The sequence below is a fragment of the Desulfosarcina variabilis str. Montpellier genome (assembly GCF_048565275.1).
Taxonomy (GTDB): Bacteria; Desulfobacterota; Desulfobacteria; order Desulfobacterales; family Desulfosarcinaceae; genus Desulfosarcina; species Desulfosarcina variabilis.
Window position 1 is genome coordinate 9344817 of the sequence record NZ_CP159846.1, and the last position, 24278, is coordinate 9369094.

A 24278-nucleotide genomic window follows, 5' to 3' on the forward strand; every position below is an offset into this window, starting at 1 on the left:
CGCGCATCTCGACAGTGAATGATCCTTAACCTATTCCCAAGGGTTGTCCCATGCCCCAAGACAGAATCAAAACCATCGGCCGGTCGCGGATTCAATATGGCCCCCTGTCCGACCGGGTCTACCTCATGCAGCTGGCCGCCGGAGAGGCCGAGGCGGTCATTACCGCAATGGCTGAATTGGCTCAGGCCGAAGGCTACACCAAACTCTTTGCCAAAATTCCAGGCAAAAACGCTGCTGTATTCGAGGATGCAGGATTCGAAATCGAGGCCCAGATCCCGGATTTTTACGCCGACGGCGACAAGGCGCTTTTCGTGTCGCGCTTCATATGCAAAAACAGGCGCCGGTCCTGCGATGCCGAGCGCATCCAAAAAGTGTTGGAAGCGGCCCTGAAAAGGGCCGGCGCCGGTATCCGCCATCCACTGCCGAGCGACTGGGACCTGACATTCATGACCGCGGATCGCGCAGAGCAGATGGCGGCCCTGTACAGTCGGGTGTTCGATAGCTATCCGTTCCCGATTTTCGATGCGGACTACATTCGTCACAGCATGGATGAGAATTTCCGCTATTTCGGCATCCTTCAAAATGCAACGCTGATCGCACTGGCATCTGCCGAGCGAATCGAAAGCGGGGTGGAGATGACCGATTTTGCAACGGCCCCCAAACATCGGCGCGCCAGTCTTGCCGCTCACCTGCTGGCTGCCATGGAAGCCGACGCCCGGCAAAACGGCGTGAAAACGGCCTTTACCATTGCCCGCGCTGTCTCTTACGGCATCAACATCATGTTCGCCCGGGCAGGTTACACCTTCGGCGGAACCCTGGTCAACAATACCAATATCTCCGGTCGTGTGCAGAGCATGAACATCTGGTACAAGCCTCTCGCACCGTGCCCCTCGAATGGCTGAAAAAGCATCCACTGCCGTACCGATCACATTCACAAATTCCATGCATCCACTTTGGTTTTCAGGAATATTGCGTCCGGACCATTCGGCAGGCTGGCGGGTACCCCCATCTTTTTCGGTTCAGGGGAATATCGGTTTCGGCGGATCGAAGACAGGACAATTTAAGATTGCATTTTGAATTTTACAAAGATACAGTCAGATAGCGACGGCCAATGGGCTCCAAGCAGACAAAGCCGATTGGCGAACTAATCCATTACGGCAAAAGTGGTGAGACATGCACAACGAAACAACCGTAAGCCATCCGCCGGCGCTAAAAGTCGAAAACCTGCACAAACGATTCGGCACGTTAGAGGTTCTCAAAGGCATATCACTCACAGCCCATCAAGGGGACGTCATCTCCCTGATCGGTTCTTCCGGGTCCGGCAAAAGCACCCTGCTGCGTTGTATCAACCTATTAGAGATTCCCAACTCCGGTCACGTCTGGGTCAACGGCGAACGCATCGAAATGACCACCAACCGAAAGGGTGAAACCATTCCCCAATCCAGCCGTCAGGTGGACCGCATCCGCTCGAAGCTGGGCATGGTGTTTCAGCAGTTCAACCTATGGACCCATATGACCATCATGGAAAACGTCATCGAGGCGCCGGTCCATGTTCTCGGCCAGAATAAAAAAGAGGCCAAAGAAACGGCCATGGCGTTGCTTGAAAAGGTCGGCATCGCCGACAAGGCCAAAAGCTACCCCGCGCACCTTTCCGGCGGGCAGCAGCAGCGGGCCGCCATCGCACGGGCCCTGGCCATGGAGCCGACTGTCATGCTGCTGGACGAGCCGACCTCCGCCCTGGACCCTGAGCTGGTGGGCGATGTGCTGGCCGTCATGCGGCAGCTGGCCGAAGAAGGGCGCACCATGCTCGTTGCCACCCATGAAATGGACTTCTGCCGTGACGTCTCCACCCAGGTCATATTCCTGGACGAAGGACGTGTGGGCGAGCAGGGCTCCCCGGAAAAAGTTTTCAACGCACCCGAATCGGTTCGTTGTCGACAGTTTCTGTCCCGCTTTCTGTGGCAGGATCAAACGAATGGTTCACATAACACCCAAGACGAGCAGAAGGAGGAGAGATGAGAAGACTACTGACCACGTTACTGGCCGCCGTCGTCATCACAATGATGCTTGGTTCACCCGTTTCCGCAGGGGAATGGAAGACCATACGGTTTGCCACAGAAGGCGCCTACCCCCCTTTCAATATGCTGGACAGCAACGGCCAACTGCAGGGATTTGATGTGGACATCACCAACGCACTGTGCAAGCAGATGGGTGTTGAATGCAAACTGATGATTCAGGACTGGGACGGACTGATTCCCGGACTGCTGGCCAAGAAGTACGACGCCATTGTGGCCTCCATGTCCATTACCGAAGAGCGAAAGCAAAAAGTCGACTTCACCAACAAATACTATGTCTCGCCAGCCCGTTTCGTCGCTAAAAAAGGCGCCGGCATCGATGTCAGCAAAAAAGGGCTGAAGGGCAAAGTTGTGGGCGTCCAGCGGGCGACCATTCACGAGAACTTCGTTCGTGACAATTTCGGTGACAGCATCCAGATCAAATCCTACGCCACCCAGGACGAAGCCAACATGGACCTGACCGCCGGCCGGGTTGATCTGGTCATTGCCGATGCGACCGTGTTGCAGGGCGGATTCCTGGATACCGACGCAGGCAAGGGCTATGCCTTCATCGGCCCTTCCTTTACCGACGCCAAATGGTTTGGCGAGGGGATCGGCATCGCCGTGCGTAAAGGGGATGGTGACCTGAAAGAAAAGCTCAACAAGGCCATCAAAGACCTCCGTAAGAGTGGCGTTTACCAGAAAATCAACGCCAAATACTTCGACTTCGATCTTTACGGAGAATAGCGCAGCCTGAAACGGAACGTCCCATGCTGGAAATTCTCAACTTACAGGGATACGGATCACTGCTAATCAAAGGCGCCAAGCTGACGGTGCTGGTGGGCCTCAGTTCAATGGTCATCGCCATACTGCTCGGTCTGGTGGGGGCCTGGGGAAAACTGGCACGTTCACGCCCGGCCAACATCGCTGCCGGGGCTTACACCACCATCGTCCGCGGCGTGCCTGAACTCGTTCTGATCCTGCTGGTATATTACGGCGCGCCCACCCTGATTCAGGATATTGCCGCGCTCATGGAGATAGACCTGTACGTTGACCTCAACCCCCTTGTGGCCGGCATGTGCACCATCGGATTCATTTACGGTGCGTTCTCAACCGAGGTCTTCCGGGGCGCTTTTCTGGCGGTGGACAAGGGCCAGGTGGAAGCCGCCCGCTCGGTCGGCATGGGACGCGTGCTGTGCTTCCGACGCATTCTGCTGCCTCAGATGTGGCGGTTCGCCCTACCGGGTCTGGGAAATGTCTGGATGGTCCTCATCAAAGCCACGGCCCTGATATCGGTCATTCAGCTGCCCGAGCTGATGCGCAATTCGGACATTGCCGCGCGGGCCACCCGGTTACCGTTCACCTGTTACTTTCTGGCCTCACTCATTTACCTGGCCATCACCATTGTTTCCCTGGTCGGGCAAAAGCAGCTCGAGAACTGGGCCAACAAAGGCGTGAGAAAGGCTTGATCTGATGCCCCTGGTCCCCGACATCGTCATCGAAAGCCTGCCGAAACTGATGAGCGGCACCTGGGTGACCGTTCAGATCACGGCCCTATCGGTAACCATCGGCCTGTGCCTGGCTGTCCCGGTGGCCCTGATGCGCGTGGCCCGCAATCGTTTGCTGTCGATTCCCAGCTACGTCTTCTGTTTTTACTTCAGGGGGACGCCGCTGCTGGTGCAGATTTTCCTCATTTATTACGGCAGTGGACAGTTCGTTGATTTTCTCGAAGCCATCGGCCTGTGGCAGTTTTTCAAGCAGGCCTATTTCTGCGCCATCCTGACGCTGACCCTGAACACGGCCGCCTACACCGCTGAAATCCTGCGCGGGGCCATAGAAGCCGTTCCTTATGGCGAGATCGAGGCGGCCAAGGCCTGCGGGATGAACACCCAGGTAATGTTTCGCCGCATCATTCTGCCCAAGGCCTTCCGCCTGGCATGGCCGGCCTACACCAACGAAGTGGTTTTTCTGTTGCAGGCCACATCTTTGGTCTCAATCATCACCGTCATGGACCTGACCGGCGTAACACGGGTCATCGCGGCCCGTAGCTTCGCATTTTACGAGATGTTCATCGCCGCCGCACTGATCTATCTGGTGATGGTCTACGGCGTGCTGTTCGTCTTCCGCCGCATCGAACGCCGCATCTTAGCCCACATTCAGCTTCCCGCCTGACTTTACCCCTGCGTTGCACGTCAGGGGGTGATGGCCTGAACGACAAGGAAAATGTACTGGTGCATTGCCTTTTCAAGTGGAAAGCCGCCGTCCCGTAAACACCAGTCGAAAACGATCCCCCGGGCCGTGGTGAAAAGAATACGATTGATCTCTTCGGCACTATAGTTTGTTTTGATCTCTTTTTTCTCGATTCCGTTGGCAATGATATCCTGAAGGATAGTGACCATCACGCGCTTTTCACTGACAAATAACCGGTTTTGGGTATTGAACAGGGCCTTGCTGAATCCCAACCCGTGGCGGATATAAATCTGAGCAAAAAGATTGAAAAAGCTGACGATTTTTTCCGTTGCCGTCTTGCCTTGAATTTGATTGTTGGCCATTTTTTCCTGAAAGAAATCATCCGCCCGGTGGAATATTTCCGCCATAATGTCGTACTTATTCTTGTAATGATGGTAGAAAGTGCCCACGGAAACGTTTGCCTGCTTGCAAATTTTTTCGACGGTCAGCTTCTCGAATTCACTTTCCTGCACCATTTCAAGAAACGTGTCATAAATAATTCCTTTGGTTTTAATCGCTTGAAGTTTTCTTTTGGTCAGTTTGGCCATGACAATTCATTTTCTCAAAAGCATACAAAGGCGCCGGGCTCAATGCCTGGCTTGAAAAGTCAATAAAAGATAATGGATGCCTTTGCTTCCCGGGAAACTAACAATTTATTTTTATTAACAGATTTCCGGTTAAAGCGCAATTTTCTGTCGCTAAACGATCAGCGCCGTCATATTTGGGACTCGCTTTAAAATGATGCTCGCAGCCATGGCCTGCACTATAATATGGGAAAAGGCCTGATCATTGGCGGGATTATATGGATGGGCAGTAGAAAAAAGGGAACCCGCAAAGCGGCGAAAACGGTTACAACAAGAGCTTGCATTCGGGCTGGGGGGGCGTGTAACCGTTTTTTGTCGCCATTAGCGGTTTTGAAGATTGAACCCACCATCAATAAGGGCGTTTAGTTGAGCATGGGGTCGACAAATCCCCTGCCCTTGAACATCTCGATTTCCGCTTTGCTGTAGCCGGCAATTTTTCTGAGAATCATATCCGTATCCTGGCCCAGGCGAGGCGACCCACGCCAGACGAGAGGCGGGGTGTGGCTCATCTTGGGAACGAAACCAAATGCCGTCACCGTTTTCCCCAATGTCTGATCCTCGTATTGGACAAAGTTTCCCCGGCGCTGGTAGTGCTCACTGTGGGCCAGATCCCTTGCGGTTCGGGGAATGCCGCAAGGCACTTTTTTGGTCCTGAGAGTGGCCAGGCATTCCTCGGACGTGCGCGAGCGCATCCACTTTGCAATGTCGCTGTCCAGTTCGCGTCCCAACTTGGAATCCAATGCCTCTCTGGACGCCCCGGCTTTATCATGCGGATATTTTTCCACATCGATATCCATGGTCCGCAGGGCCCTTTTATACACAAATGGTCCGAAGGCACCGATGTAAACATAGCCGTCCTTGGTCTTATACAGATTGGCGGGTTGAAATACCGGCACACGATTGCCGGCCCGTTCCTTGACCCGCCCCAGGGTGAAGTAATTGACAAAGGTATCGTTGAGGCATTTGCTCATGCACTCAATCTGCGCCACGTCAACCACTTGGCCCTGCCCCGTTTTCTGAGCGTTGATATAGCCCATCATCACGCCATTGGCACAAAATACGGCACTGATATAGTCATTGATGAATGAGGCTCCGTATCCCGGTGGTGAGGGTTCCGGGAAGCCATTGATATACATCCACCCGCCTTCAGCCTGGCCCACGGGATCATAGGATGGCCGGTCGCACTCTTCTGGCACCCCGCCAAACTGGGGGCGTCCGAACCCACTGAGATGGGCGATGACCAGTTTGGGATTGACCTCGAAAAGCATCTCGTCCGTGATACCGAGTTTTTCCACCCAGACCATGTTCTCCATCCACACATCGCAGTTCTTGATCAGGGAAAGGAAAATTTCCTTGATTTCCGGAATGCGCATGTTCAGTTCCAAGGTCAGACTCAGCTTGTTGCGCGCCTCCTGGATCCAGGCCGCGCTGATCTTGTCCGCTTCCGGCGTGTCGGCCTCGGCCAGGACAAATTCTCCGTTACCATTACCCGTGGTGATAACCGGAGACTGGCCGCGATAAGGATCACCCACACCGGGGCGCTCGACGTGAATCACCTCCGCTCCGTAGTCGGCCAGCATGCTCGCGGCAAACGGTGCCGCTACAATGCTGCCGGTCAAGAGCACCCGCATGCCTGTCAGGGGGCCATACGAAGGAATGATCGCCGGCGCGGGTACACGCTCGATTGCTTTCCATCTTTCCATTAAGTCCTCCTTTTCCGAACAAACGCTACCGTGTTACCACGGAACAATTTTAAACGAATATTTTTCGGTGAACTTTATTCGACGAATTTTATTCGGTATAAACCGACACCGCTACACAAGTCAAGGGAAAAGTCTGTTTGCACAAAATTGCTACCAAAGGCTTGTATTTAATTGGAATTTTTTATTCTTAGAGGAAGAAAAAAGCCTCTGTGCAGAGGCTTTTTGGGAGCTGGACCCGGATAAGGCGGGTGTTTAAAGTGGGTCCCCTTTTAATGGGCGACCCGTTTTCATTTTCATCATCCCGACACCGAAATTTTATGGCGCGGTATCTGAAATGGAATTGATTGTATCAATTTGTCCGGTGTTACCATCCAAGGTAAAAACATTCCACCATCGCCCATCCCCATCAGGGACATCCCATTTCTGAATCAAACCGGATTCCCCATAAACTTCAACCGTGGCTCCTGAATCTGATATGGTGAGTTCGTAAGAAAAATTATGTACCGCATATGTGTAAGTGCCATCTTGAGCTTGATAGATAGTAATTGTTTCTGGACCGCCACTTGTCATGTCATCAACATCCAATTGCGTATAGGGTGGATAAATCTCCGATCCCATGGAATAATAACAAACATGACTTCCATCCGGAGTCCATATGTGTGAATCTAAATCTCTTGGTGTACTGACCCACGTCAGAACAATCCTATACTCGTCAGAATTAACGATAGTTTCAGACAAAACAAAATTTAGGGTTGAGGGATTCCCTTCTTCGAGGGTAACGGACTCCGTAGACGACGTATAACCGCTCATTGATGCGCTAACCGCATAAGATCCAACGATAATATTTTCAAAGCGATATTGCCCTGCTGTGTTGGTAGTGGTGGTGTATGTCCCTTCACCGACTGATATGGCAGCGCCTGATATTGGTTCAGCAGTTGATGCGTCAACAACAGTGCCACTTAATGATGTGGTCGCATCATCGTCACTGAAAGTGGTGATAAAGCGTCTGACTTCTGAATCAGCACCGATGTTGCCGTATAGATCTTTCGCGCTGATCTTCCAGAAATATTCTGTCAACGACTGAAGAGCTGAAGGTGTATAGGTTGTTTCAGCGGTTGATGCATCGATAATTATGGTTTGAAAATCGATGTCTTCCGCCACCTGTACGATATATCCGTCGGCATTTTGAACAGGATTCCATTCAAGGGAACATCCGTTGGGATTAACTTGCTGGTCGCCGTCGTCAGGGGCTGAAAGCGTGGGAAGAAAGGGCGAGGCATCAATTTCGACATCTTGGATTTCATCGGGATTGATAGTGATCCCGGAGGTCTCTCCCTGACAGATGATGTTTCCGTCAACATCCTCTGCCAGCACCACAAATGACCGGTCCTGACCAACCGGGATGTTATCAACCCTGCCGCTGTGGTCCGAATAACTCCAGGGGCCATCGCTTATCAGCCAGTCGCCGTTGGCATCGTACACCTGGCAAACCACATTTTCAACATCGCCTTCCGGGCAATCCTGATCAGCCCGCAAGCTCGATGAATCCGAGAGCTTAGACGTATTGTTCCAGCGAATCATCAAGGTAGCCGATGAACGCTTTGAATCAGAAACAGATGTGGTTTCATCACCGCATCCCAATGGAAGCAGTATCAGCAGAAAAAAGATCAGCAATAATAGACATATTCGAAACCGTTGCCTTTGGATGACTTCATGAATTTCCATTCATCCCCCTTGTCTCTATTGGTTCTTGTGCCCCCAGGGTTTAGCCGGACCAATATTCTGATATCAATTGAATATATATAGTGTCTATCCACGAACAGGAAAATTTGGTCGAGATCAAGGCGCCCGAAAAATTTTACCACAGGCATATGGTTGATATTCCGAGGATAAAATTTTTCGCGCAACGCCGACATCGGGCAAATTGGCCATTCGTGGATGGGCACTATCTAAAAAAATAGAAATAAGAATCGACCGTTCATAAATAGGTCAAATAGAATGAACAAATGTTTAGATAACGCGCTTTCCAGATCATGATTTGAGCTAACGATCTATACATAGACGCAATTAAATGTGGTGTCAATTTAAATAAACTGAATCCACTGAACGAAGAACCAAAAGAATATCAGGCATATTCCGTGTTTTCGCAACACCGCTGAGCGGGATGGCTGGGCGCTGAAAATGTGAAGTTATTTTTGCGCGAGCCCTAAACACGCCTTCATCATTGGAAAAGCATTCAGCCGGCATTTTACCGGCATTTGCCGCTGCCGATATTGCTATTTTATCTTTCGAAAATGATTCTAAGGCGGCGAACGCATCATTAAGCGGATTTCACTATATTTTCCATAAGTAATATCAAAACGATAAGAGTATAGTGTGCGAATATGAGCACTTGCTAAAGTAAATAATGCTTGTGAAAAACTCAAATCCAGGCGAAGACAGGCTTGATTCTATTACTGCTGTAATGCGATGAGCATATCAAAATTATTGCTTGTTTTAGTGTGCAATCTGTGTATTATGGTCGTCCAAAAAAGAGAAAAATATCATCTTCAACCGTAGGATTGATCAGCCTTTGAAGGGTGAACGCTAAAAACAATGACAAAGCCAAAAGGATAAAACAATGATGAATACAAAAGGCATACTTTTTTGTTTGTTGGTTATTGCGGGCTTGATGATTTGCGAAACTGCCTCGGCTGAGTCAGCCAATCGAATTGGCGTTGGCTTGCATTACTGGACGGCTCTGGAAGATATTGAAATTGATGATGTAGACGAAAACGGCTATAGCTGGATTTTTTCCTACCAGCGCATTCTGAGTAATTTATTTAAATTTGAAATAGATGCCGGACTTACGAAGGAAGGCTATGCTGGCTCTGATACAACCGTTTGGACCCCCCAAGCTTATTTTCTCATAGGCAATACAATCTATGCCGGAGTTGGCGCGGGTATCAATTATATCGACGATGAATTCGCCGATGATCCCTTTTACGCCTTGCGAGCGGGGATCGATCTTGAAATATTTCCTAACCTTTTCCTGGATATCAATGCCAATTATCGCTTTGAAAAATGGAATACAGAGAAAATAAAAGAAGATGTTGATACGGATACGGTAACCTTAGGGGCAATCCTGCGGTTACAATTTTAGGAATTGGCTTCGCCCACTTACTCCTCGTTCCCACGCTCTTTGTGGGAACGAGGGGATCGGCAATTTTCTGTACGAGCTGGGCATGCCTGCAACAACGGTTTTCCATATTGGATGCCAAATGCGGTTACCCTGTTTTTCGATGAAAACGCATCATTCTTCGTTTTTCCATTTAATCTGGAACTCAATTTCTTCATCGGCGCCTTCTCTTTCGTGTTCGATGTTGAACTCGGCTCTTGCAGGGACGTAGATCCTTTCTCCGGCAATCTGTATTTCAAATTTGTGAGGACAATTTTGCAAAATATGCATGAAAATTAGACAGAAGGTCTATTCTTTGGGCAGACCTTCCTCTTCCATTGGAATAGTCTCTGTTCCTTCCTTTTCCAATTCTTCTACCGTGCTTACCCCTTCTTCCGTGCCCCAATCTTCTCTCGCTTCAACGGCCCCTCCCGATCCAAGTGCCTCTATTGTCGTTTTCCGCTCTTCAATCTGTGCGGTCAACTTATTAATCTGCCGTTCGGATGTGGCCACCTTTGCTTCAATTTTCACCCTTTCAGCTTCAACCCCAAGCTTCTTTGATCTCAAGTCTGCTTTTTTCTGGATGTTATCTTCCTTTTCTCCCAGATCTGATCGGTCTATTGCCTCCAACTTGGCAAGATCCAGGGCAAGCTGTGCCTCCTTGTGTAACTTGTCAGCCAAATCCTCCTCGTATCCGGCATGCTTTTTAATAAAGTCGGCCAACTCCATCTTTAGTTCGGCCAGATTCATCTTCTCTTCGGAAACCTTGAGGGCAAAAGCAGCCTTCTCCACGTCTCCGCGCGCCTCTTCTGGAACTTGGGCGAACAGATCTTCGTCCACATTAGACGTCATAGAGCTAACTTTGGAAGTCAATTTACCTTTGAAGCTTTTGGTGGTCTCGCAGCCGATGCACACTGAAAGACAAAGCACAACAAACAAGGATAGTATCGTAACGCTACGCATGTGTTTCACCTCCGTATCAAAAAGTGAAAAAATCAAAACAAAATGAAGCAAGTCCAGAATAGAGGCATATTAACTTGACTGCCAGACAACATGCAAGCCCGTTTTGTTCTGCGTTAATATACCCCCAATGTTGCAAAACAGATACAAAAAAAACGTGCTTTTTCGGGACAAATATATGCCGAAACCACAATAGGTTGTCAATGAAAAGTCACCACACTATGTTGTACCCGCTATGCAAGGAGGCAGCGGGTTTATGGGGAACTTCCGGTGAAATAAAAGCAACAAATATGTCCCGACATGGGTTCAGCCGGAAACCACCTCGATTCCTTCGAGCAACCAGTTGGTCTCGCCCACCTTCTTGGCCCAGGTCCACTTCTCGGCGAACTTCACCGGATCAGTCATTGACCCTTCGATGAGTTCCCCATTTTTGTCGTCGACGGTGTAGTCCAGAAGATTGGCGGTAAAAAGGACAGTAACGAAAAGCTCCGACCCCATCATCCCGGCGGCCACGATTTTTGAGTTTCGCACGGAGATGTTCTCCAGTTTGTTGATCCGGCCTTTTTGGACCATCTCGTCAAAATGACCTTGATATTCCAAGGCCAACTGATCCCCGATAAGACCTCGAATGGATGAAAGGTCGCGTCTGATCCAGCCGGCCTGAACCCGAAAGAAGACGTCCATAGCGATCTCCTTGAACATCTCTGGATCAAATCGGTCATCGGCCCTTTTCACGGACGCCAATCCCTCCTCCACACTTTCCCCGGCGTCTCCCAAAGGCGGGGGTGGAGGACCAACCGTTTCCTGGTCATCGAATCCGCTTATCGGTCGGTATGCCGCAGGTTCGCCTCCAGCCGATGAGGGGGACGAGGATTTAAGCATTTTTCTGACAAGAAAATAGCCGATTCCCATAATGAGAAGGAGGGGCAGCAAGCCGACACCGGTGCCGAACAGGCCTCGCCCGCCGAACAGGGCGCCAAAGAGCATACCGCCAATGGCGCCGCCTATCAGTCCGCCGGCAATACCCTTCCAAAATGAGGGATTTCGGGTCGAACGAGTTGTCGAGGTGGACCGTTGTGTCGGGCTCGCGGGCGGGGCCGGCGGACGTGTCGGCCGGCTGAAGGAACGCCCACCCGAACGGGATCGGGCATGGGCTGGATCGGAAAAGGTCCCGTTGAATCCGACGAGGGTAAAGACAAAGGCCAGAATGAGAAAGGGAACAATTCTCTTTTTTTTAGACAGCATCATGAATAATCCTCGGCAAAAATAGGGTTGGTAAAAAAAATCAGCCGCTGATTGTGGCACGGGATAGGGTAAAGGTTCAACCTTTTTATATCGGGGAGGCACCCATGCTTGTTCTATTCCGAATCTTCGAAAAAGAATAAGGATCGGAGATGAAACAAACAAAAAGACAAAAATGTAAAAAACCAGCCGGCCACTGCAAAAACAATGCGATGAACCGAAAATAGGTGGGATTTTATGCATAGGCAGGACGCGAGCTGCACCCATAGGGATCGGGAAAAAAACGATACATCTTTAGGCCAACCCCAAGCGGGGATTTTGTAGATGTTGTTGATAAATTGAAACCACCAGGAATAATACCGTTACCGTATTTTATCTCTCTTGCACGTCATCCGTTTTCCATACAACCTCGTACAACTCCTTCCGGCGGCTCTCCAGGTTGCGGACGCTGCCCTGCTGACGCAATTCTTTAAGCAGGTCAAGATCCAAATCCACCATCAGGGTCATTTCCGTGTTGGGAGTAGCCTCTGCGGCAATGGCGTCATGGGGAAATGCAAAATCCGAGGGAGTGAATACAGCCGATTGAGAATACTGGATATCCATATTTTCCACTTTGGGTAGGTTTCCGACACTACCGGAAATTGCCACGTAGCATTCATTTTCAATAGCCCGTGCCTGGGCGCATCGCCTGACTCTAAGATAAGCATTTTTAGTGTCGGTCAGAAATGGAACAAGCAAAAGCGTCATTCCCTTGTCTACAAGGTTCCTTGACAATTCGGGAAACTCGACGTCATAACAGATGAGAATGCCGATCTTTCCGATATCCGTATTAAAAATCTCAAGCTGATTTCCGCCTTTAAGCCCCCAGTATTGCGATTCGTCCGGCGTAATGTGCAGTTTGTATTGTGCATCCCACGTCCCGTCTCGTCGGCATAAAAATGCCACATTGTACAATGTATCGTCTTTCAGTTCCGGCATGCTGCCAGTAACAATATTGATGTTATAAGTAATCGCCATGTTGACGAAAGCGGTGCGTATTTCACTTGTATATTCCGCTAAAGACCGCATGGCTTCGGCTGGATTTTCCTGATTGAAATTTTTCAGCAAGGGAGCGTTCAAAAGTTCAGGAAATAAAACAAGATCGGAATTATATCCGGCAACGGCATCCACAAAAAACTCGACCTGGTGCAGAAAGTCATCAAGTGTATTAAATACCCGCATCTGCCACTGCACTACACCGATTCGTGGATAGGATTTTCTGCCTCCGAATAATTTCTGACGTTTCTCATAATAGATATTATTCCATTCCATCAACACACCATAAGAATCTGAATGCGTGTCTTCCGGAATATAATTTCTTAATATTTTTTTGATATGAAAATCATTTGACAGTTGGAATGATAAAACCGGATCGTAAATTTCGTTGTCTTTAACTTTTTGAATATAGACGGCAGGTTTCATATTTTTTGAATATTTTCCATAACCAGGGATCCGGCCTCCGAAAATGATACTTTTCAAATTCAGGGTTTCGCATAATTGTTTACGGGCGTCATATAACCGCCTGCCCAGGCGTAAGCCACGATAATTTGGGTCGACAAAGACATCAACGCCATATAGTGCATTTCCCTCTGGATCATGACCGCTCATCTCCCCCCCGCTAACAACATCGTCATAAGTATGCCGTTGATTTTCGAATTCTTCTGCATTGACCAGGATAGCAAGCGCGGCCGCCACCACATGACCATTATCTTCTATGCATATCTGTCCTTCAGCAAACTTTTGAATTAATGTCTCATATTCGTTTTGCGTCCATGCGCCCCCCATCCCTTTATACACGCGATCCATTATTGTTTTGATGTCCGGATAATCCGAACGCCGCAATCCTCTCAATATTAATTTATGTTCCGATTGTTCTGTTTCATTCATAATCACCTCCTGGTTACCAATATGATGCCAGGGCATCATGTTTTCAACAACCGCAATTTTCAAGACGCGGCTGATTTTTTTATTTTTCGTCAGCCAGCTGACAGATAAATCAGTCCCTTTATTATATGATTTTATAGTTGCCCGATAACCACGTGCATGTTATTCGAACACGGATATCGCAATGTACCGACACTGAGTTGGAAAAAGTAGGAGAAAAACCATGAACAGAGATGCACAGTCTGTAGACCTTCCCACTGAAAACAGTGGACTATCTTCAATTACAACCCCAAATCTATTGAATAAAAATTCATGCCAGGAGGGCTATCTGTTCCACAGAAAGATCGATTTTAACGATAATTCCCCCTTCATCTAAGCAATACAATCAGGTCCAATCCCTTGTTCGGAGCAATCGCCTCACCCCGTCTGATCGCATACCCGATACCGGATACCGTCATTACCAGTTCCTTTGCAGGCGTTGTCTGCGTAATGCCCAGGTCACTGTAACACCAGTAGCAAAATAGCCCTCGGGCATCCGACCGCTTTTTCTGACGACCTTTTTGGAATATTGTGTCTTTGTTGATTTGTAACGGTTTTGAAACAATTGGCCATGACGGTGATGCCGGCGGTTAAAGCTGACTACATATCCGGTCAACAGTCGTTGCATCAAACCTGAAAGTCCAACAGAGCCGGAGCGAAATAAAAAATGGGCGTGATTGCTGAGCAAGGCCCAAGCGTAGCAACGGGTTTGGGTATTTTGATCTGTGGACAGGTATCAACAAAAAGCACCACCACATTTTAAAAAATGAGAACTGAAAGTGTCGCAAAAAGTCACAGATATGATATAGAGCATAGAGTTGAGCAATCAGTTTTTAGCCCGCATACTGTGAGTATTCCTCAGTAAATTCATACTCAATAGTCGGGTGAAGTGCAAAACTTCAGCATTTTTTTTGATTACAATGCTAATTGCTCACAGCTATCGGCTAATCGCTTATTTTCAGGGTAGCATCACTAAGCCGTTTTTGCTGAAGGATGGAATTCCGCTGATGCGGTGTAATTTGGTACCCGCGAAACAAAAGCTATAGATAGCCTATCGTATTCGGCATATTCAGTCAGTGTGCGACTTTTGACCTACTCATCATCATTGCGGAGCGACTCTATGACTTCAGACCTGACCCCCAGACAGAAAAGCGTGCTTGAATACATCATCTCGTTCCAGAGGGAAAACCGCATGGCGCCCACGGTGCGAGAAATCTGTGCTCACCTGGGCCTGAGCGGCCCTGCCGGCATTCACCGCGTTCTGAACATCTTAAAAGACAAAGGCTATATCCTTGCCGATCCGGGCAAGAAGCGCTCGTGGCGGATCAGTAAAGACATTAGCGGATCAGGCATCCCGCTGGTCGGGACGATTGCCGCAGGCCAACCGGTGGAGGCCATTGAGAACCTGGAAGGGGAAATACCTGTTTCGCCCGATCTTTTCGGCTGCAAACAATGCTTTAGTTTGCGGGTCAAGGGAGACTCCATGATCAATGCTCACATTTTAGATGGTGATCTGGTGATCATTCGTCCCCAACAACGGGTTGAAAACGGAGAGATCGCCGCCGTCATCGTGCAGAACCAGTTGCCCGAGGCCACACTTAAAATCGTGAGACGCACGCGCAGCGCCGTGTCCCTCGAGTCGGCCAACCCAGCCTTTTCTCCACTGGTGTTCAAGGGGCCGCAGCGCAAACATGTCTCTATTCTGGGGAAATATGTCGGGATCGTGCGTAAAACCTGATCCTTTAAATCAGAGAAACTTGCGATCAAGCAGAAGGTGAGAGAAATAGCCCACGGTGAAGGCCACATAAAATGGCAGATAAACCATAAATGTGGATCGGCCGAGGACCAGCACGGGGATCACCACGATCGGTATGCCCACAACGAGCATTGCCCACCAGGTGTGGGTCCAGCTTCGGTGATGCCCCAGGGCCGGCAGCATGGCAAAAAGCCCCACCCATGCCGCCCAACTGTATTGGCGAAAATAAATCAGGGCCCCATCGCCAATGATCAGCAGGCCATAGAAAAGATTTTGCCCCTTGGAATCCGTATCCGAATCCGGAAAGAGGCCGCCGAGCAGGCAAAAACCCACCAGTCCGGCGATCTGTGACGGGGTCACCAGAAAATGATAGCCAAGCATGAATGCTGCGACTGCGGCGATGCCGCCGGCAACCAGGCTGCCGGTGATGTGCCCTTTGTATCCTGGCATATGACCATCCTTATCCAATTGATATTATAAGAAATAGTACTATTTGACCGACTTTAAATCTCTTTCATGAATTTATAGGTGCTTACTGTTGTTGGATATGGCTTTTCATGCTTTCATTGAGTGTCACAACAATATCCGCAGCAGTAAGCCCCTCCTGGGGCCAGCGAACATCAGGGGCACCCTGAAGATAAATGCCGGCCAGTTCCCCGCCGAGCCACTGTCTTGCCAGCTCTGGATCATGGGTTTGTTTTACGGCCTTGCCATGGGATACGCTGAGGTCTTTTTCCAGCAAGGCGCGGTACAAGGCGTACTCGGCAACCAGCGGTTTCATGTCATTGACCCGCCGGGAAGTATTGATGGCTGCCGGAATAGCGATGCCCGCAGGATCCAGATCGCCAAAATAAACGATGCCGCTGGAGCCCAACTGGGCCTCGATATCCACCAATCCGTCACTGGCCCGCTCGGCGGCACCGGCCGTGACCTTGAATCCCTGACCGTAAACGACCGCGGCAAAATGTTTTACGGAGGCATTGGCCTGGCAGCAGCTCCAGTAGGTGTTGGCATTCTCCACCACCAACAGCGGTTTTCCGGCTATTTCGCGTTTGTCCATGGAAAGGGCCCTGAACGGCAGCGGTTCCGGACAGTAGAAGCAGTCCAGATCAGCCAGGGTGATGCGTCCGCCGAACAACCCCTTGCGGGTGTATCCGTCCAGGGCTTTCTCATCATCGAAAATTCTCAGCGCCCGCTCCCGATGGGGAATCATGGTGGCTTCGGGTTCACGTCGAAGCAGATAATGATTGACCTTTACAGCCCGCTCCAGTTCGGCCATGGTCTTCAATGTTTGGGCAAAGGCCGCCATCTGGGTAGGCTCCCAAGCGGTCTGGTGGCGCAGTGCATCAATGTCTTGCCTGCGTTGCCGGCGGACCGCATCGGCGTAGTGCCTTTGTGCCGTGACATAACGCGGCAGACCGGTTTGAAGGTCCCAGCAGTGCCTGGCTTTGGGCAGGCGCAGCCGGTTTTCCTCCTCGAGTGTTTTCAGGACGGCCAGCAGCCGCTGCTGGATTTCGAAATCACTGATCGATGCGGCGGCTTTAAGGCGGACGGTGGCAAGGATCGACACCATCTCCACCCGCTTGCCTTTGCAGGACGTTAGGGTGTTAATGACCGTCTCACGCAGCACGCGGTCCATGCTGTCTCTCCACATTGAGTTCCGTGACCTCCAGGCAGTCGTAAAGGCAGCCGTCGATCTCGACCTTTTTCTCTCCCTTGCGGATCGCCACGCGCAATTCAAAAAGGTCCAGGGACTCCCGGTCGTTGATGCCGGTCAGATACACGCACTGCAACCCCATGCCCCGGGCAACCTTGAGCTGGGCATCCAGAAAATCAGAGCGATTGCACACCCCCAGGGGGTTGTCCAATACCAGAAAGGCGGGAATCCGGTCATCGGACGGACCGCGCCGTTTTTTGCGCATGGAGATTAAAAGCGCATAGAGCAACACAGCGATGGTCAGCGCCTCACCGCCGGAACCGAGGTCCTTGCCCACGGGTTCATAATTACTCCCGGTATCATCGCACTTGAGCAGACGGATGCCGAAGACCTGCCGGCCTGATGCCGCGCCCAAAAGCTGATAGAGCAGCTCGGCACCCAGGCAGTTGCCCATCCGGGGATTGACCTCGGGCAGGCGGCCCTGCTGCATCAGCTCGTAGAGCCAGTTCTCGATCGACTGGCGGAATGCGTCCTGGTGTTTGGCAAAATCAAGGCGCGTGCCAGCCCTTAAAATCGGTTTGCCGCCGTAGACGAACACCTCGTCCGGGAGGACTTCCTGGGCTGCAGCTTGAAGTTTTTGATGGTATTCGCGGCCGTGCTGGAGCAGCATCTCCACCAGGCTGTCCATGAAGCGCTGGGTAATCTCCAGATCGGTCTCGAAATTGCGGGCGATATCCTCGCAACGCTGAATCAGGTCCTGGGCCTGGGCGCCCAGGGATTCAGCATCATGGCTTCTTAGCTCGTCAACCACGGCGGGCAGGTCCGAGCGATAAGCATCGCTTTGCAGATCCACCTGGAACCGGTCAAAGGCACTTCTCATTTTGCGCTGAGCCGATTCCACGGCCTTGCGGTCTTCTTTTTCCTTGGCGGCCATCTGCTGTAGATCCTGGCGCATGGTCTCGATGGCCGCCATGCGGGTCTCTTCACCGGTATCGGCCAAAAGGTCCGGCCATGGGTGGCGGGGAGAGGCCTCGTCCCACACCGGCTCAAAGATCTGGTTTTGCGCAAGACCAAGCCGGATTTCCTGGTGCCACTTCTCCAGGATCGATTGCTTTCTCTCAAGATCATCGCAGCGCCTGGCCAGCTTTTCGCGCGTGGCCGAGAGTTTGCGCTGTTCATTCCTTAAACGGTGCAAAAGCCCGTCCAGATCCTGCTCGCCAAGCATTCCTTCCGTCAGGTCCGGGTGCATGCCCCGGGCCTTGCGATCGGAGAGCGCCGCTTCAATTTTGGCCATCTCTTTTTTCTGGTGGCCGATCTCGGTATCCAGGCGGATACTGGAAGCGGTGAGATCGCCTTTCTGCCTGGAAAGCACCTGCTGGCGTTCCTCGCGCTGGACCTGGCTGCGGCCGGTCCAGTCGCCGGCCACGTTTTCATCAAACGGATTCTCACGCCGAAAAGCGTCGAAACGAGACTCGCGCTGGGCAATTTTTTCCTCGAGCGTCTCCAGCTCCTTGCGTAAAAGGTCAATCCCCAGCGCATGGGTCATCTGGCGCAGGTCCTCTTTGGCCCCTTCATGCAGCCGCCGCAGGGTGTTCAGATCCATGGACAGGGCCGCGTCCTGCTCGTCCCGGGTCAACGCCACCGTCTGCGGTCGCAGTACGTCCCCGGCCCGCTCGTCGAGTCCCTTGAGCCTGATCTTTTGCTCCTGGACGTCTCCTTTGATCCGGTAGCCTTCTTCCTTGAGGTCGGCCAGGGTGTCGGTATCGCTGCGGATGGTTTTCTCAAGTCCGGCCCGCTCAATCTGTTTCTGCTCGGCGTCTTCCTGCCAGTCACCGAGTGCCGCAAACGTTTCGAGCCACAGGTCCACCTGATCCAGACGCTGGATGAGCCGGGCGGCCTCGTCTCCCAGGCGCCGGTACTGCGCTTCCAGATCGCTCTTGCGCAGTCTCAGGCTTTCCGTTTTGGATTCGACATCCTCAATATCCCTGGCCAGCCGCGTGCCGGTCGTCTCCAGCATGCCGACCCGTTCGCTCAAGGTCGCCACGGCGGCCCGGTCGGGAAATGTCTCCCGGTAGGCGTGAAGCAGGCGGCTGGACTTTTCCATCTCCCGCAGCAGCGTCTCGGTTTCCTCGATCGACTGGTTCAAGGCTTCCATATCGGCCTGATGCCGGGCCTTGATCGCGGCCATGTGGCTTTTGGAATAGACCTCGGAAGAAGAAGGGCGAATCACCGTTTGAGAAACAGGTGTAACGTCATCGGGCGCGCAGGGTGTGGATATAACCACGGGCCGGCACAGCCACGATGGCACGGGCAGCGCACCAACCGTCTCGACAACGGTGTCCGTGGCGGCCATGATACCGGTGAACCGAGCTGGATCGCCCTCGATGAATACGGCGATCTGCTCCGGCTTTTCATACAGGTTGGCCAGATACTCGGGGTAGGATTTGAGATCTCCGGCGGCAACGCCCTTTTCGTGATAGTGGGCAATCAGCCGCTGGGTCTGGTCGTCGGCGGCCAGGGTGTCGGTCCGCGCCAGTTCTTCCAGGCGTTGCTCCAGCTTGAGGCTGCTGCGCGTCTTCTCGGTCAGCCGGGTTCGCGTACGGGCCAGGGCGTCGTCCAGGCGTGACACGAGTTCGGCCGATGTGACCTCGATCTGTTGGGTACCCGCCACGCGAACCAGATGGGGATCGGCCTTGAGCCGGGCACATGCATCAGCCTCGGCCGCCACCTGTTCCCGTGCCCGGGCCAGCGCGGCCGCGGTTTGCGAGCGCTGTTCCTGAAGTTCTCTCCAGCGGTTGTTCTCCACGCGCACGGCTTCGTCAAGCGCGGCCATTTCCCCCCGTACCCGCGTGATGCGACCGTCAATGGCGCTGGTTTCCGCCGTGAGCCGCTGCTGTGCAGCTTCAGGGTCTTCTCCCGGCTCCATGGACAGGGCCGACCGCCGGGCTTCGGCTTCCTGAATCCGGGCGCTCAGCCTACTGAGTTCCCTGTCCAGGACATCCTGACGGGCAAGGATTTCCTTGCGGTGCTGCATGACCTCTTCTTGCCGTGCCTCGACATCGCCCTGCTCTTTTTTCAAATTCTCGATGGCCGCCTCCACCTGGCGGCGATCCTCGTCAAGGCGCACATGGTACTGGGCAGCCAGGCCGTCGACCTTGCGCTGCATGGGTGCGATTTCTTCTCCTTTTTGGCTCAGGGCCTCTCTTTTCGTGGCGGCCATGGCCTGGGTCGCGCGGATGTCAGCCATGAAATCGGCCGCCTTGATGGCCCGCCCCTCTGCCTTTACCTGGCCGATCGTCTCCCGGGCAAGGCGTAGCTTTTCCTCCTGGCCTGTTATCTCCCGGCCCATTTTCACATGGTCCACAGCCAGGATATTGCTCTGGACGGTCTCCTGACCGGCTATGGCCGCCTGGTGACGGGTCCGGGCCTGGTCCAGGGCCGGGGCGAGCGTGCGGGCGGCGTCCTCGGCCGTCTGGTCGGCGGTCTGCAACAGATGGGTGGCCTCTCCGAGTTTGCGTTGCCAGGTCTCGATGGCCCGGCCGGCCTTGCGCCACGCCGCGGCAATGGCGTCGAAATCAATGATTCGCTCCTTGAGGCTGCGCACGGCACCCAGCTGTCCCAGCTTGCGCGGCCGGTCCTGCATCTTGCGCAAATCCTGATCGATGCGCTCGCGCAGTGTCACGGCGGCCGCCAGATCGGTTACACAGCCCAGAAAAAAGCTCAGGAATTCGGATTCGGAGCGGAATTTGAAGGCGTCCTTGATCCCGCCTTCGGTACGGGCGAAATCCACCTGACGATCGATCAGCCAGGGATCCAGGCCGAGCTGTTCCAGCTTGTCGGCCCACTCCTTCTGACTGGTGGTCTGCTGAATCAGGGGCAGCATATAATCGCGCACCGCCCGGTAAGGCTGGTCCTGGCCAAGCAGTTCATCCCAGACGCCACGCAGCGTGTCGAAAAAATCGGCCGACTGGGCAATGAAAAAAGTACGATCGGTTTTGTCGGGCATGCTGCGGTGGCGATAGAGAAGCTGGCCCAGGACCAGATGGTCCACGGGCTCCGCCTCGAACAGGGTGGGCTGCATGACTGTGGCCAGATCCAGCAGCACCAGGGCCGGCCGGCCGGGGATCAGGTACTGCTCCAGGGTTTTGTCTCCGCCGGACTGCAGGTGCTGAACGAAACGCTGACGCCCCGGGCAGAAGACGCTCAGGATAAACGACAGCAGGGTCGTTTTACAGGTGCCGTTGGCGGCAAACAGCACGCCGTGGTCAGCCTGCCCGTTTTCCCGGAACACCGGGACGAACCCGTTGCGCAACAGATTGCCGCCGGCCGTGATATCGCTGACAAAAATTCTACTGAGTCGGTACATCCTGAACCTCTTCCATGGCGCCGTCCGTTGCCGTTGTTTCTTCCTGGACCTGGGCCTCCTTGACAATGTCCCGGAAGGCATGAAAGGAGTAAACGATGCCTTCGCGCAAGGCCGTCTGATAGGCCGGTGTGGGCCGGTACTCCGGATCTCCCGCGGTTTCCTCAAAGGCCAGGAGGTAGCCGGTGTCCACCATGTGATCCAGCACGCGGCCGATCAGCCCCACCCAGCTATTACCACTGCCGGCGCGCTGCCGGTCCGGATTGTCCTCGGGCAGCAGACGCAGGCGCTCGGCCACGGATTTGACCTGGGGATGGAGCCGGCTCTCATCCTCGGGCAGGTTCGCTTCGGCCTGGGCGAAACGGCGCAGAATGTCGATCACGTCGGCCATGACAATGGCGCCCAGGTCCTCCACCGGTGCGTCCAGATCCGATTCGGTGGGGAAAAAGGCCGTGGCAATGGCGCAGTGCACCGGCAGAATCTCGGCCGCCCTGAGATCGCTGCGGGCCAGCAGGCGACCGTAATCGGTCAGGGTGGCGGCGAAAAAGCTCTCCGAGCGGCGCGCCGACAAACGCAGGCCACCGTCTTCCAGAGCCAGCAGACGCAGCTGCATGGCCTTCAGCCCGGCTTCCACCAAACGGCGAAACGTGTCCTTGGCCTGGAAGCGCTGGATCAGTTCCGTCATCTCGGCACTGTAGGGCACCATGGCCCGCCGGCTGCCGCTGCTGTAAATCAGGCTCAGGTAAATCAGCCGATTGGCCGCGTAAAAGGTCTCGGTTTCGGTTTCCATAAACGGTCGATCAATCTTTCTTTATCTACTTGGAATTCTTTTCGCGGTATAGTTGGATCATTTAATCAAAGGGTTAGTGTTAAGTGTTAAGTTTAAAGTGTTAAGCAAATGTGTCCCATCGATTTATATATAAAATCAGACCCGGTCCACCCCTTAACACTTAAAACTTAACACTCTTACCAATAACCATTGAGGATGCGCCCATCCCAAACGTTAGATTTGAGGATAACCGCATTATTCTTTTGTCTTTACTCGATATTCCAAAACCAGGTCGTGGCCGCGGTAGCGCCGCCCGGCCCCCAGGTCCATGGTCATGCGGGCATCGGGATCAGGCAGCAAAACGCGCAAGCGATGTTTGGCTGCCAGGCGCTGATCCACCAGGCACTGGAACACGGCCATGGCCGCTGCCACCGGCAGAAGATCGTCGCCCGGTGATTGGACGGCTGCTTCGAGCAGGCTGCCCAGTGGCACCGTTTTTTCGCGGCCAACTGTCGTGTGCATCATTTCAAAGGCCTGGTGCATCAACCGGTCGCTTAATTCCGACGCAAAACGGATGACCGGCTCGCCATCCACTTCCAGCACGGCCTGATTGTGGTCGCCGGCCACGTTCTGTCGTTCCAGGGCGCGGTCGCAGGCCTCGATCACAGCCGCCGGATCGAACAGCGCCTTTTTTGCCGGCGGATCGATGCGGGCGATAAATTCTTCGCCGATCTGGGCGGCATGGTCTTCATCAAGCCGAAAAATCCGTCCCATGACCTCGTCCATGCTGGGAAAGGCACCCGAGGCCCGCCGCCGGAACAGTTTGTGACTGAACCGCTGATAGTCTTCCGGCAGATCTTGCAGCTCGCCGGCCAGCTTCATCAGGTGATGGTTGAGGATTTCGAGCTTTTCGGCCAGCCGGTGCAGTTTGACGCTGTGCCCCGCGCTGCGGGCGCCGGAGAGGTTTTCAATAACCAGGTTGTGCAGGCGGCTACCCTCTTTCTGGATGTCCATGGCCTGGTTGACGCCTTCCTCGGCCAGCGCCTGGACCCGATCAAAGGCCACGGCCTTGATGTTACGCCGGATCAGCCGCCGGATGTTGTGCACCTCCAGGGCCTTGCGGGCGCACTGCTTACGGTTGCCTTCGGCCACGGTAATAGCATCGTCCAGGTTGCCCCGCTCGATGAGCAGTTTGATTCTCAGGTTGCCGATGGCCGTGGCGTCCAGGGCGCTGGTCTCATGCAGGCCGAAATAGGCCACATAGCCTTCGTCGGTCAGAGAAAAAAGCGCCGCTTTGCCCTCGCCGGTGTACACCGTTTTGACCAGCCAGAAGCGCCGGCTCTGGTAGCGCCCCGAGGCCCCGTCAAAATAGGTATAAGAAAAAGGCAGGTAGCGGTTGGCCCGGTTGACCAGATGATCGAAAACCTTGTTGACGACCGCTTCCAAGGCCTCGTCCGTGGCACTCACATCACAGGCGACCACCTGCTGGCGAACGAGGGGCAGGACTTTTTGCACCACTTCGCTGCGGGTGACGCCGATCTGGTATTCGGTCAGCTCCGAAATGACATCCAGAACTGCAAAGGCGGTCCACATCAGGTCCACGCCTTGCCATACGCCGGCGCTGTCGTCCGCGTCCCCCTGACCGAAACGGCGGGCCTCTATCTCATAGATGGGCCGCATGATCAGGGCCGAATGCACGGCCCGGCTGACATCCGAAGCAAAGCCGATGGTTTTTGGCGCCTGACCCTCCGCTGGTTCCGGGTGCGGTGAGGTGTCGGTGTCGGTATCATCAGCCAGACGGTTTTTTACAAAATCAATGAGACTGAGCTGAATGGGCATGAA

18 protein-coding genes are annotated in these 24278 nt (G+C 53.1%); 7 read left to right on the forward strand and 11 right to left on the reverse strand.

What is annotated here, in order from left to right; translation table 11 throughout:
• The first annotated feature begins 50 nt into the window (after window positions 1–50).
• From ablB to Dvar_RS41960, 5 genes are all read left to right on the forward strand, one after another.
• The gene (ablB, locus tag Dvar_RS41940; RefSeq protein WP_419659422.1) at window positions 51–902 is read left to right on the forward strand and encodes a putative beta-lysine N-acetyltransferase; all 852 of its coding nucleotides are present in this window, start codon (window positions 51–53) and stop codon (window positions 900–902) included.
• Window positions 903–1173: 271 nt separating this feature from the next.
• A complete protein-coding gene (locus Dvar_RS41945) occupies window positions 1174–2019 on the forward strand; it encodes an ABC transporter ATP-binding protein (protein ID WP_419659423.1) in 846 nt (281 codons plus the stop codon).
• Window positions 2016–2801, forward strand: a complete 786-nt coding sequence (locus Dvar_RS41950; protein ID WP_419659424.1) for an ABC transporter substrate-binding protein — start codon at window positions 2016–2018, stop codon at window positions 2799–2801. The genes Dvar_RS41945 and Dvar_RS41950 overlap by 4 nt, the downstream gene beginning before the upstream one ends.
• A 23-nt stretch (window positions 2802–2824) precedes the next feature.
• Window positions 2825–3523: an ABC transporter permease gene (locus Dvar_RS41955; RefSeq protein WP_419659425.1), complete on the forward strand. Its 699-nt coding sequence runs from the start codon at window positions 2825–2827 to the stop codon at window positions 3521–3523.
• 4 nt (window positions 3524–3527) lie between these two features.
• Window positions 3528–4226, forward strand: coding sequence for an ABC transporter permease (locus tag Dvar_RS41960; protein ID WP_419659426.1), 699 nt, complete (start codon window positions 3528–3530; stop codon window positions 4224–4226).
• Between the two features lie 20 nt (window positions 4227–4246).
• Here the strand turns inward: Dvar_RS41960 and Dvar_RS41965 are convergent, their stop codons facing one another.
• The 3 genes from Dvar_RS41965 to Dvar_RS41975 form a co-directional block, all read right to left on the reverse strand.
• Entirely contained in the window at window positions 4247–4831 is a 585-nt protein-coding gene (locus Dvar_RS41965) for a TetR/AcrR family transcriptional regulator (protein WP_419659427.1), read from the reverse strand.
• Between the two features lie 398 nt (window positions 4832–5229).
• The gene (locus Dvar_RS41970; RefSeq protein ID WP_419659428.1) at window positions 5230–6570 is read right to left on the reverse strand and encodes a CaiB/BaiF CoA transferase family protein; all 1341 of its coding nucleotides are present in this window, start codon (window positions 6568–6570) and stop codon (window positions 5230–5232) included.
• 315 nt (window positions 6571–6885) lie between these two features.
• The gene (locus Dvar_RS41975) at window positions 6886–8295 is read right to left on the reverse strand and encodes a carboxypeptidase regulatory-like domain-containing protein (protein ID WP_419659429.1); all 1410 of its coding nucleotides are present in this window, start codon (window positions 8293–8295) and stop codon (window positions 6886–6888) included.
• 895 nt (window positions 8296–9190) lie between these two features.
• On the opposite strand from Dvar_RS41975, the gene Dvar_RS41980 reads away from it, so the two are divergent.
• A complete protein-coding gene (locus Dvar_RS41980; RefSeq protein ID WP_419659430.1) occupies window positions 9191–9712 on the forward strand; it encodes a hypothetical protein in 522 nt (173 codons plus the stop codon).
• A gap of 324 nt (window positions 9713–10036) precedes the next feature.
• On the opposite strand, the gene Dvar_RS41985 is transcribed toward Dvar_RS41980, so the two are convergent.
• The 3 genes from Dvar_RS41985 to Dvar_RS41995 all read right to left on the reverse strand — a co-directional run bounded on the left by Dvar_RS41985 (window position 10037) and on the right by Dvar_RS41995 (window position 13855).
• Complete coding sequence (locus Dvar_RS41985) at window positions 10037–10690, reverse strand: hypothetical protein (RefSeq protein WP_419659431.1); 654 nt, start codon at window positions 10688–10690, stop codon at window positions 10037–10039.
• Window positions 10691–10993: 303 nt separating this feature from the next.
• The gene (locus Dvar_RS41990) at window positions 10994–11935 is read right to left on the reverse strand and encodes a Tim44 domain-containing protein (RefSeq protein ID WP_419659432.1); all 942 of its coding nucleotides are present in this window, start codon (window positions 11933–11935) and stop codon (window positions 10994–10996) included.
• A gap of 366 nt (window positions 11936–12301) precedes the next feature.
• Window positions 12302–13855 (reverse strand): GNAT family N-acetyltransferase, encoded by a 1554-nt coding sequence (locus Dvar_RS41995; protein ID WP_419659433.1) that lies wholly within the window; start codon window positions 13853–13855, stop codon window positions 12302–12304.
• Between the two features lie 1156 nt (window positions 13856–15011).
• On the opposite strand from Dvar_RS41995, the gene lexA reads away from it, so the two are divergent.
• A complete protein-coding gene (gene lexA, locus Dvar_RS42000) occupies window positions 15012–15629 on the forward strand; it encodes a transcriptional repressor LexA (RefSeq protein WP_419659434.1) in 618 nt (205 codons plus the stop codon).
• Between the two features lie 9 nt (window positions 15630–15638).
• Here lexA and Dvar_RS42005 read toward each other — a convergent pair whose 3' ends face one another.
• The 5 genes from Dvar_RS42005 to Dvar_RS42025 all read right to left on the reverse strand — a co-directional run bounded on the left by Dvar_RS42005 (window position 15639) and on the right by Dvar_RS42025 (window position 24275).
• On the reverse strand, window positions 15639–16097 hold the full coding sequence (locus Dvar_RS42005) for a metal-dependent hydrolase (protein ID WP_419659435.1): 459 nt from the start codon (window positions 16095–16097) through the stop codon (window positions 15639–15641).
• Window positions 16098–16179: 82 nt separating this feature from the next.
• Window positions 16180–17286: a Wadjet anti-phage system protein JetD domain-containing protein gene (locus Dvar_RS42010; RefSeq protein WP_419659436.1), complete on the reverse strand. Its 1107-nt coding sequence runs from the start codon at window positions 17284–17286 to the stop codon at window positions 16180–16182.
• Window positions 17267–21670 (reverse strand): hypothetical protein, encoded by a 4404-nt coding sequence (locus Dvar_RS42015; protein WP_419659437.1) that lies wholly within the window; start codon window positions 21668–21670, stop codon window positions 17267–17269. The genes Dvar_RS42010 and Dvar_RS42015 overlap by 20 nt, the downstream gene beginning before the upstream one ends.
• Window positions 21654–22457, reverse strand: a complete 804-nt coding sequence (locus Dvar_RS42020) for a hypothetical protein (protein ID WP_419659438.1) — start codon at window positions 22455–22457, stop codon at window positions 21654–21656. The genes Dvar_RS42015 and Dvar_RS42020 overlap by 17 nt, the downstream gene beginning before the upstream one ends.
• A gap of 234 nt (window positions 22458–22691) precedes the next feature.
• Window positions 22692–24275: a hypothetical protein gene (locus tag Dvar_RS42025; RefSeq protein ID WP_419659439.1), complete on the reverse strand. Its 1584-nt coding sequence runs from the start codon at window positions 24273–24275 to the stop codon at window positions 22692–22694.
• Window positions 24276–24278: the final 3 nt, after the last annotated feature.

What these genes read in the sequence shown, in the direction of transcription:
- Dvar_RS41980 (WP_419659430.1), top strand. Translation starts at nt 9,191, where the DNA reads ATGATGAATACAAAAGGCATACTTTTTTGTTTGTTGGTTATTGCGGGC.
- Dvar_RS42010 (WP_419659436.1), bottom strand. Translation starts at nt 17,286, where the DNA reads ATGGACCGCGTGCTGCGTGAGACGGTCATTAACACCCTAACGTCCTGC.
- Dvar_RS41975 (WP_419659429.1), bottom strand. Translation starts at nt 8,295, where the DNA reads ATGGAAATTCATGAAGTCATCCAAAGGCAACGGTTTCGAATATGTCTA.
- Dvar_RS41955 (WP_419659425.1), top strand. Translation starts at nt 2,825, where the DNA reads ATGCTGGAAATTCTCAACTTACAGGGATACGGATCACTGCTAATCAAA.
- Dvar_RS41990 (WP_419659432.1), bottom strand. Translation starts at nt 11,935, where the DNA reads ATGATGCTGTCTAAAAAAAAGAGAATTGTTCCCTTTCTCATTCTGGCC.
- Dvar_RS41965 (WP_419659427.1), bottom strand. Translation starts at nt 4,831, where the DNA reads ATGGCCAAACTGACCAAAAGAAAACTTCAAGCGATTAAAACCAAAGGA.
- Dvar_RS41985 (WP_419659431.1), bottom strand. Translation starts at nt 10,690, where the DNA reads ATGCGTAGCGTTACGATACTATCCTTGTTTGTTGTGCTTTGTCTTTCA.
- Dvar_RS41970 (WP_419659428.1), bottom strand. Translation starts at nt 6,570, where the DNA reads ATGGAAAGATGGAAAGCAATCGAGCGTGTACCCGCGCCGGCGATCATT.
- Dvar_RS42005 (WP_419659435.1), bottom strand. Translation starts at nt 16,097, where the DNA reads ATGCCAGGATACAAAGGGCACATCACCGGCAGCCTGGTTGCCGGCGGC.
- lexA (WP_419659434.1), top strand. Translation starts at nt 15,012, where the DNA reads ATGACTTCAGACCTGACCCCCAGACAGAAAAGCGTGCTTGAATACATC.
- ablB (WP_419659422.1), top strand. Translation starts at nt 51, where the DNA reads ATGCCCCAAGACAGAATCAAAACCATCGGCCGGTCGCGGATTCAATAT.
- Dvar_RS42025 (WP_419659439.1), bottom strand. Translation starts at nt 24,275, where the DNA reads ATGCCCATTCAGCTCAGTCTCATTGATTTTGTAAAAAACCGTCTGGCT.
- Dvar_RS41945 (WP_419659423.1), top strand. Translation starts at nt 1,174, where the DNA reads ATGCACAACGAAACAACCGTAAGCCATCCGCCGGCGCTAAAAGTCGAA.
- Dvar_RS41950 (WP_419659424.1), top strand. Translation starts at nt 2,016, where the DNA reads ATGAGAAGACTACTGACCACGTTACTGGCCGCCGTCGTCATCACAATG.
- Dvar_RS42015 (WP_419659437.1), bottom strand. Translation starts at nt 21,670, where the DNA reads ATGTACCGACTCAGTAGAATTTTTGTCAGCGATATCACGGCCGGCGGC.
- Dvar_RS41960 (WP_419659426.1), top strand. Translation starts at nt 3,528, where the DNA reads ATGCCCCTGGTCCCCGACATCGTCATCGAAAGCCTGCCGAAACTGATG.
- Dvar_RS41995 (WP_419659433.1), bottom strand. Translation starts at nt 13,855, where the DNA reads ATGAATGAAACAGAACAATCGGAACATAAATTAATATTGAGAGGATTG.
- Dvar_RS42020 (WP_419659438.1), bottom strand. Translation starts at nt 22,457, where the DNA reads ATGGAAACCGAAACCGAGACCTTTTACGCGGCCAATCGGCTGATTTAC.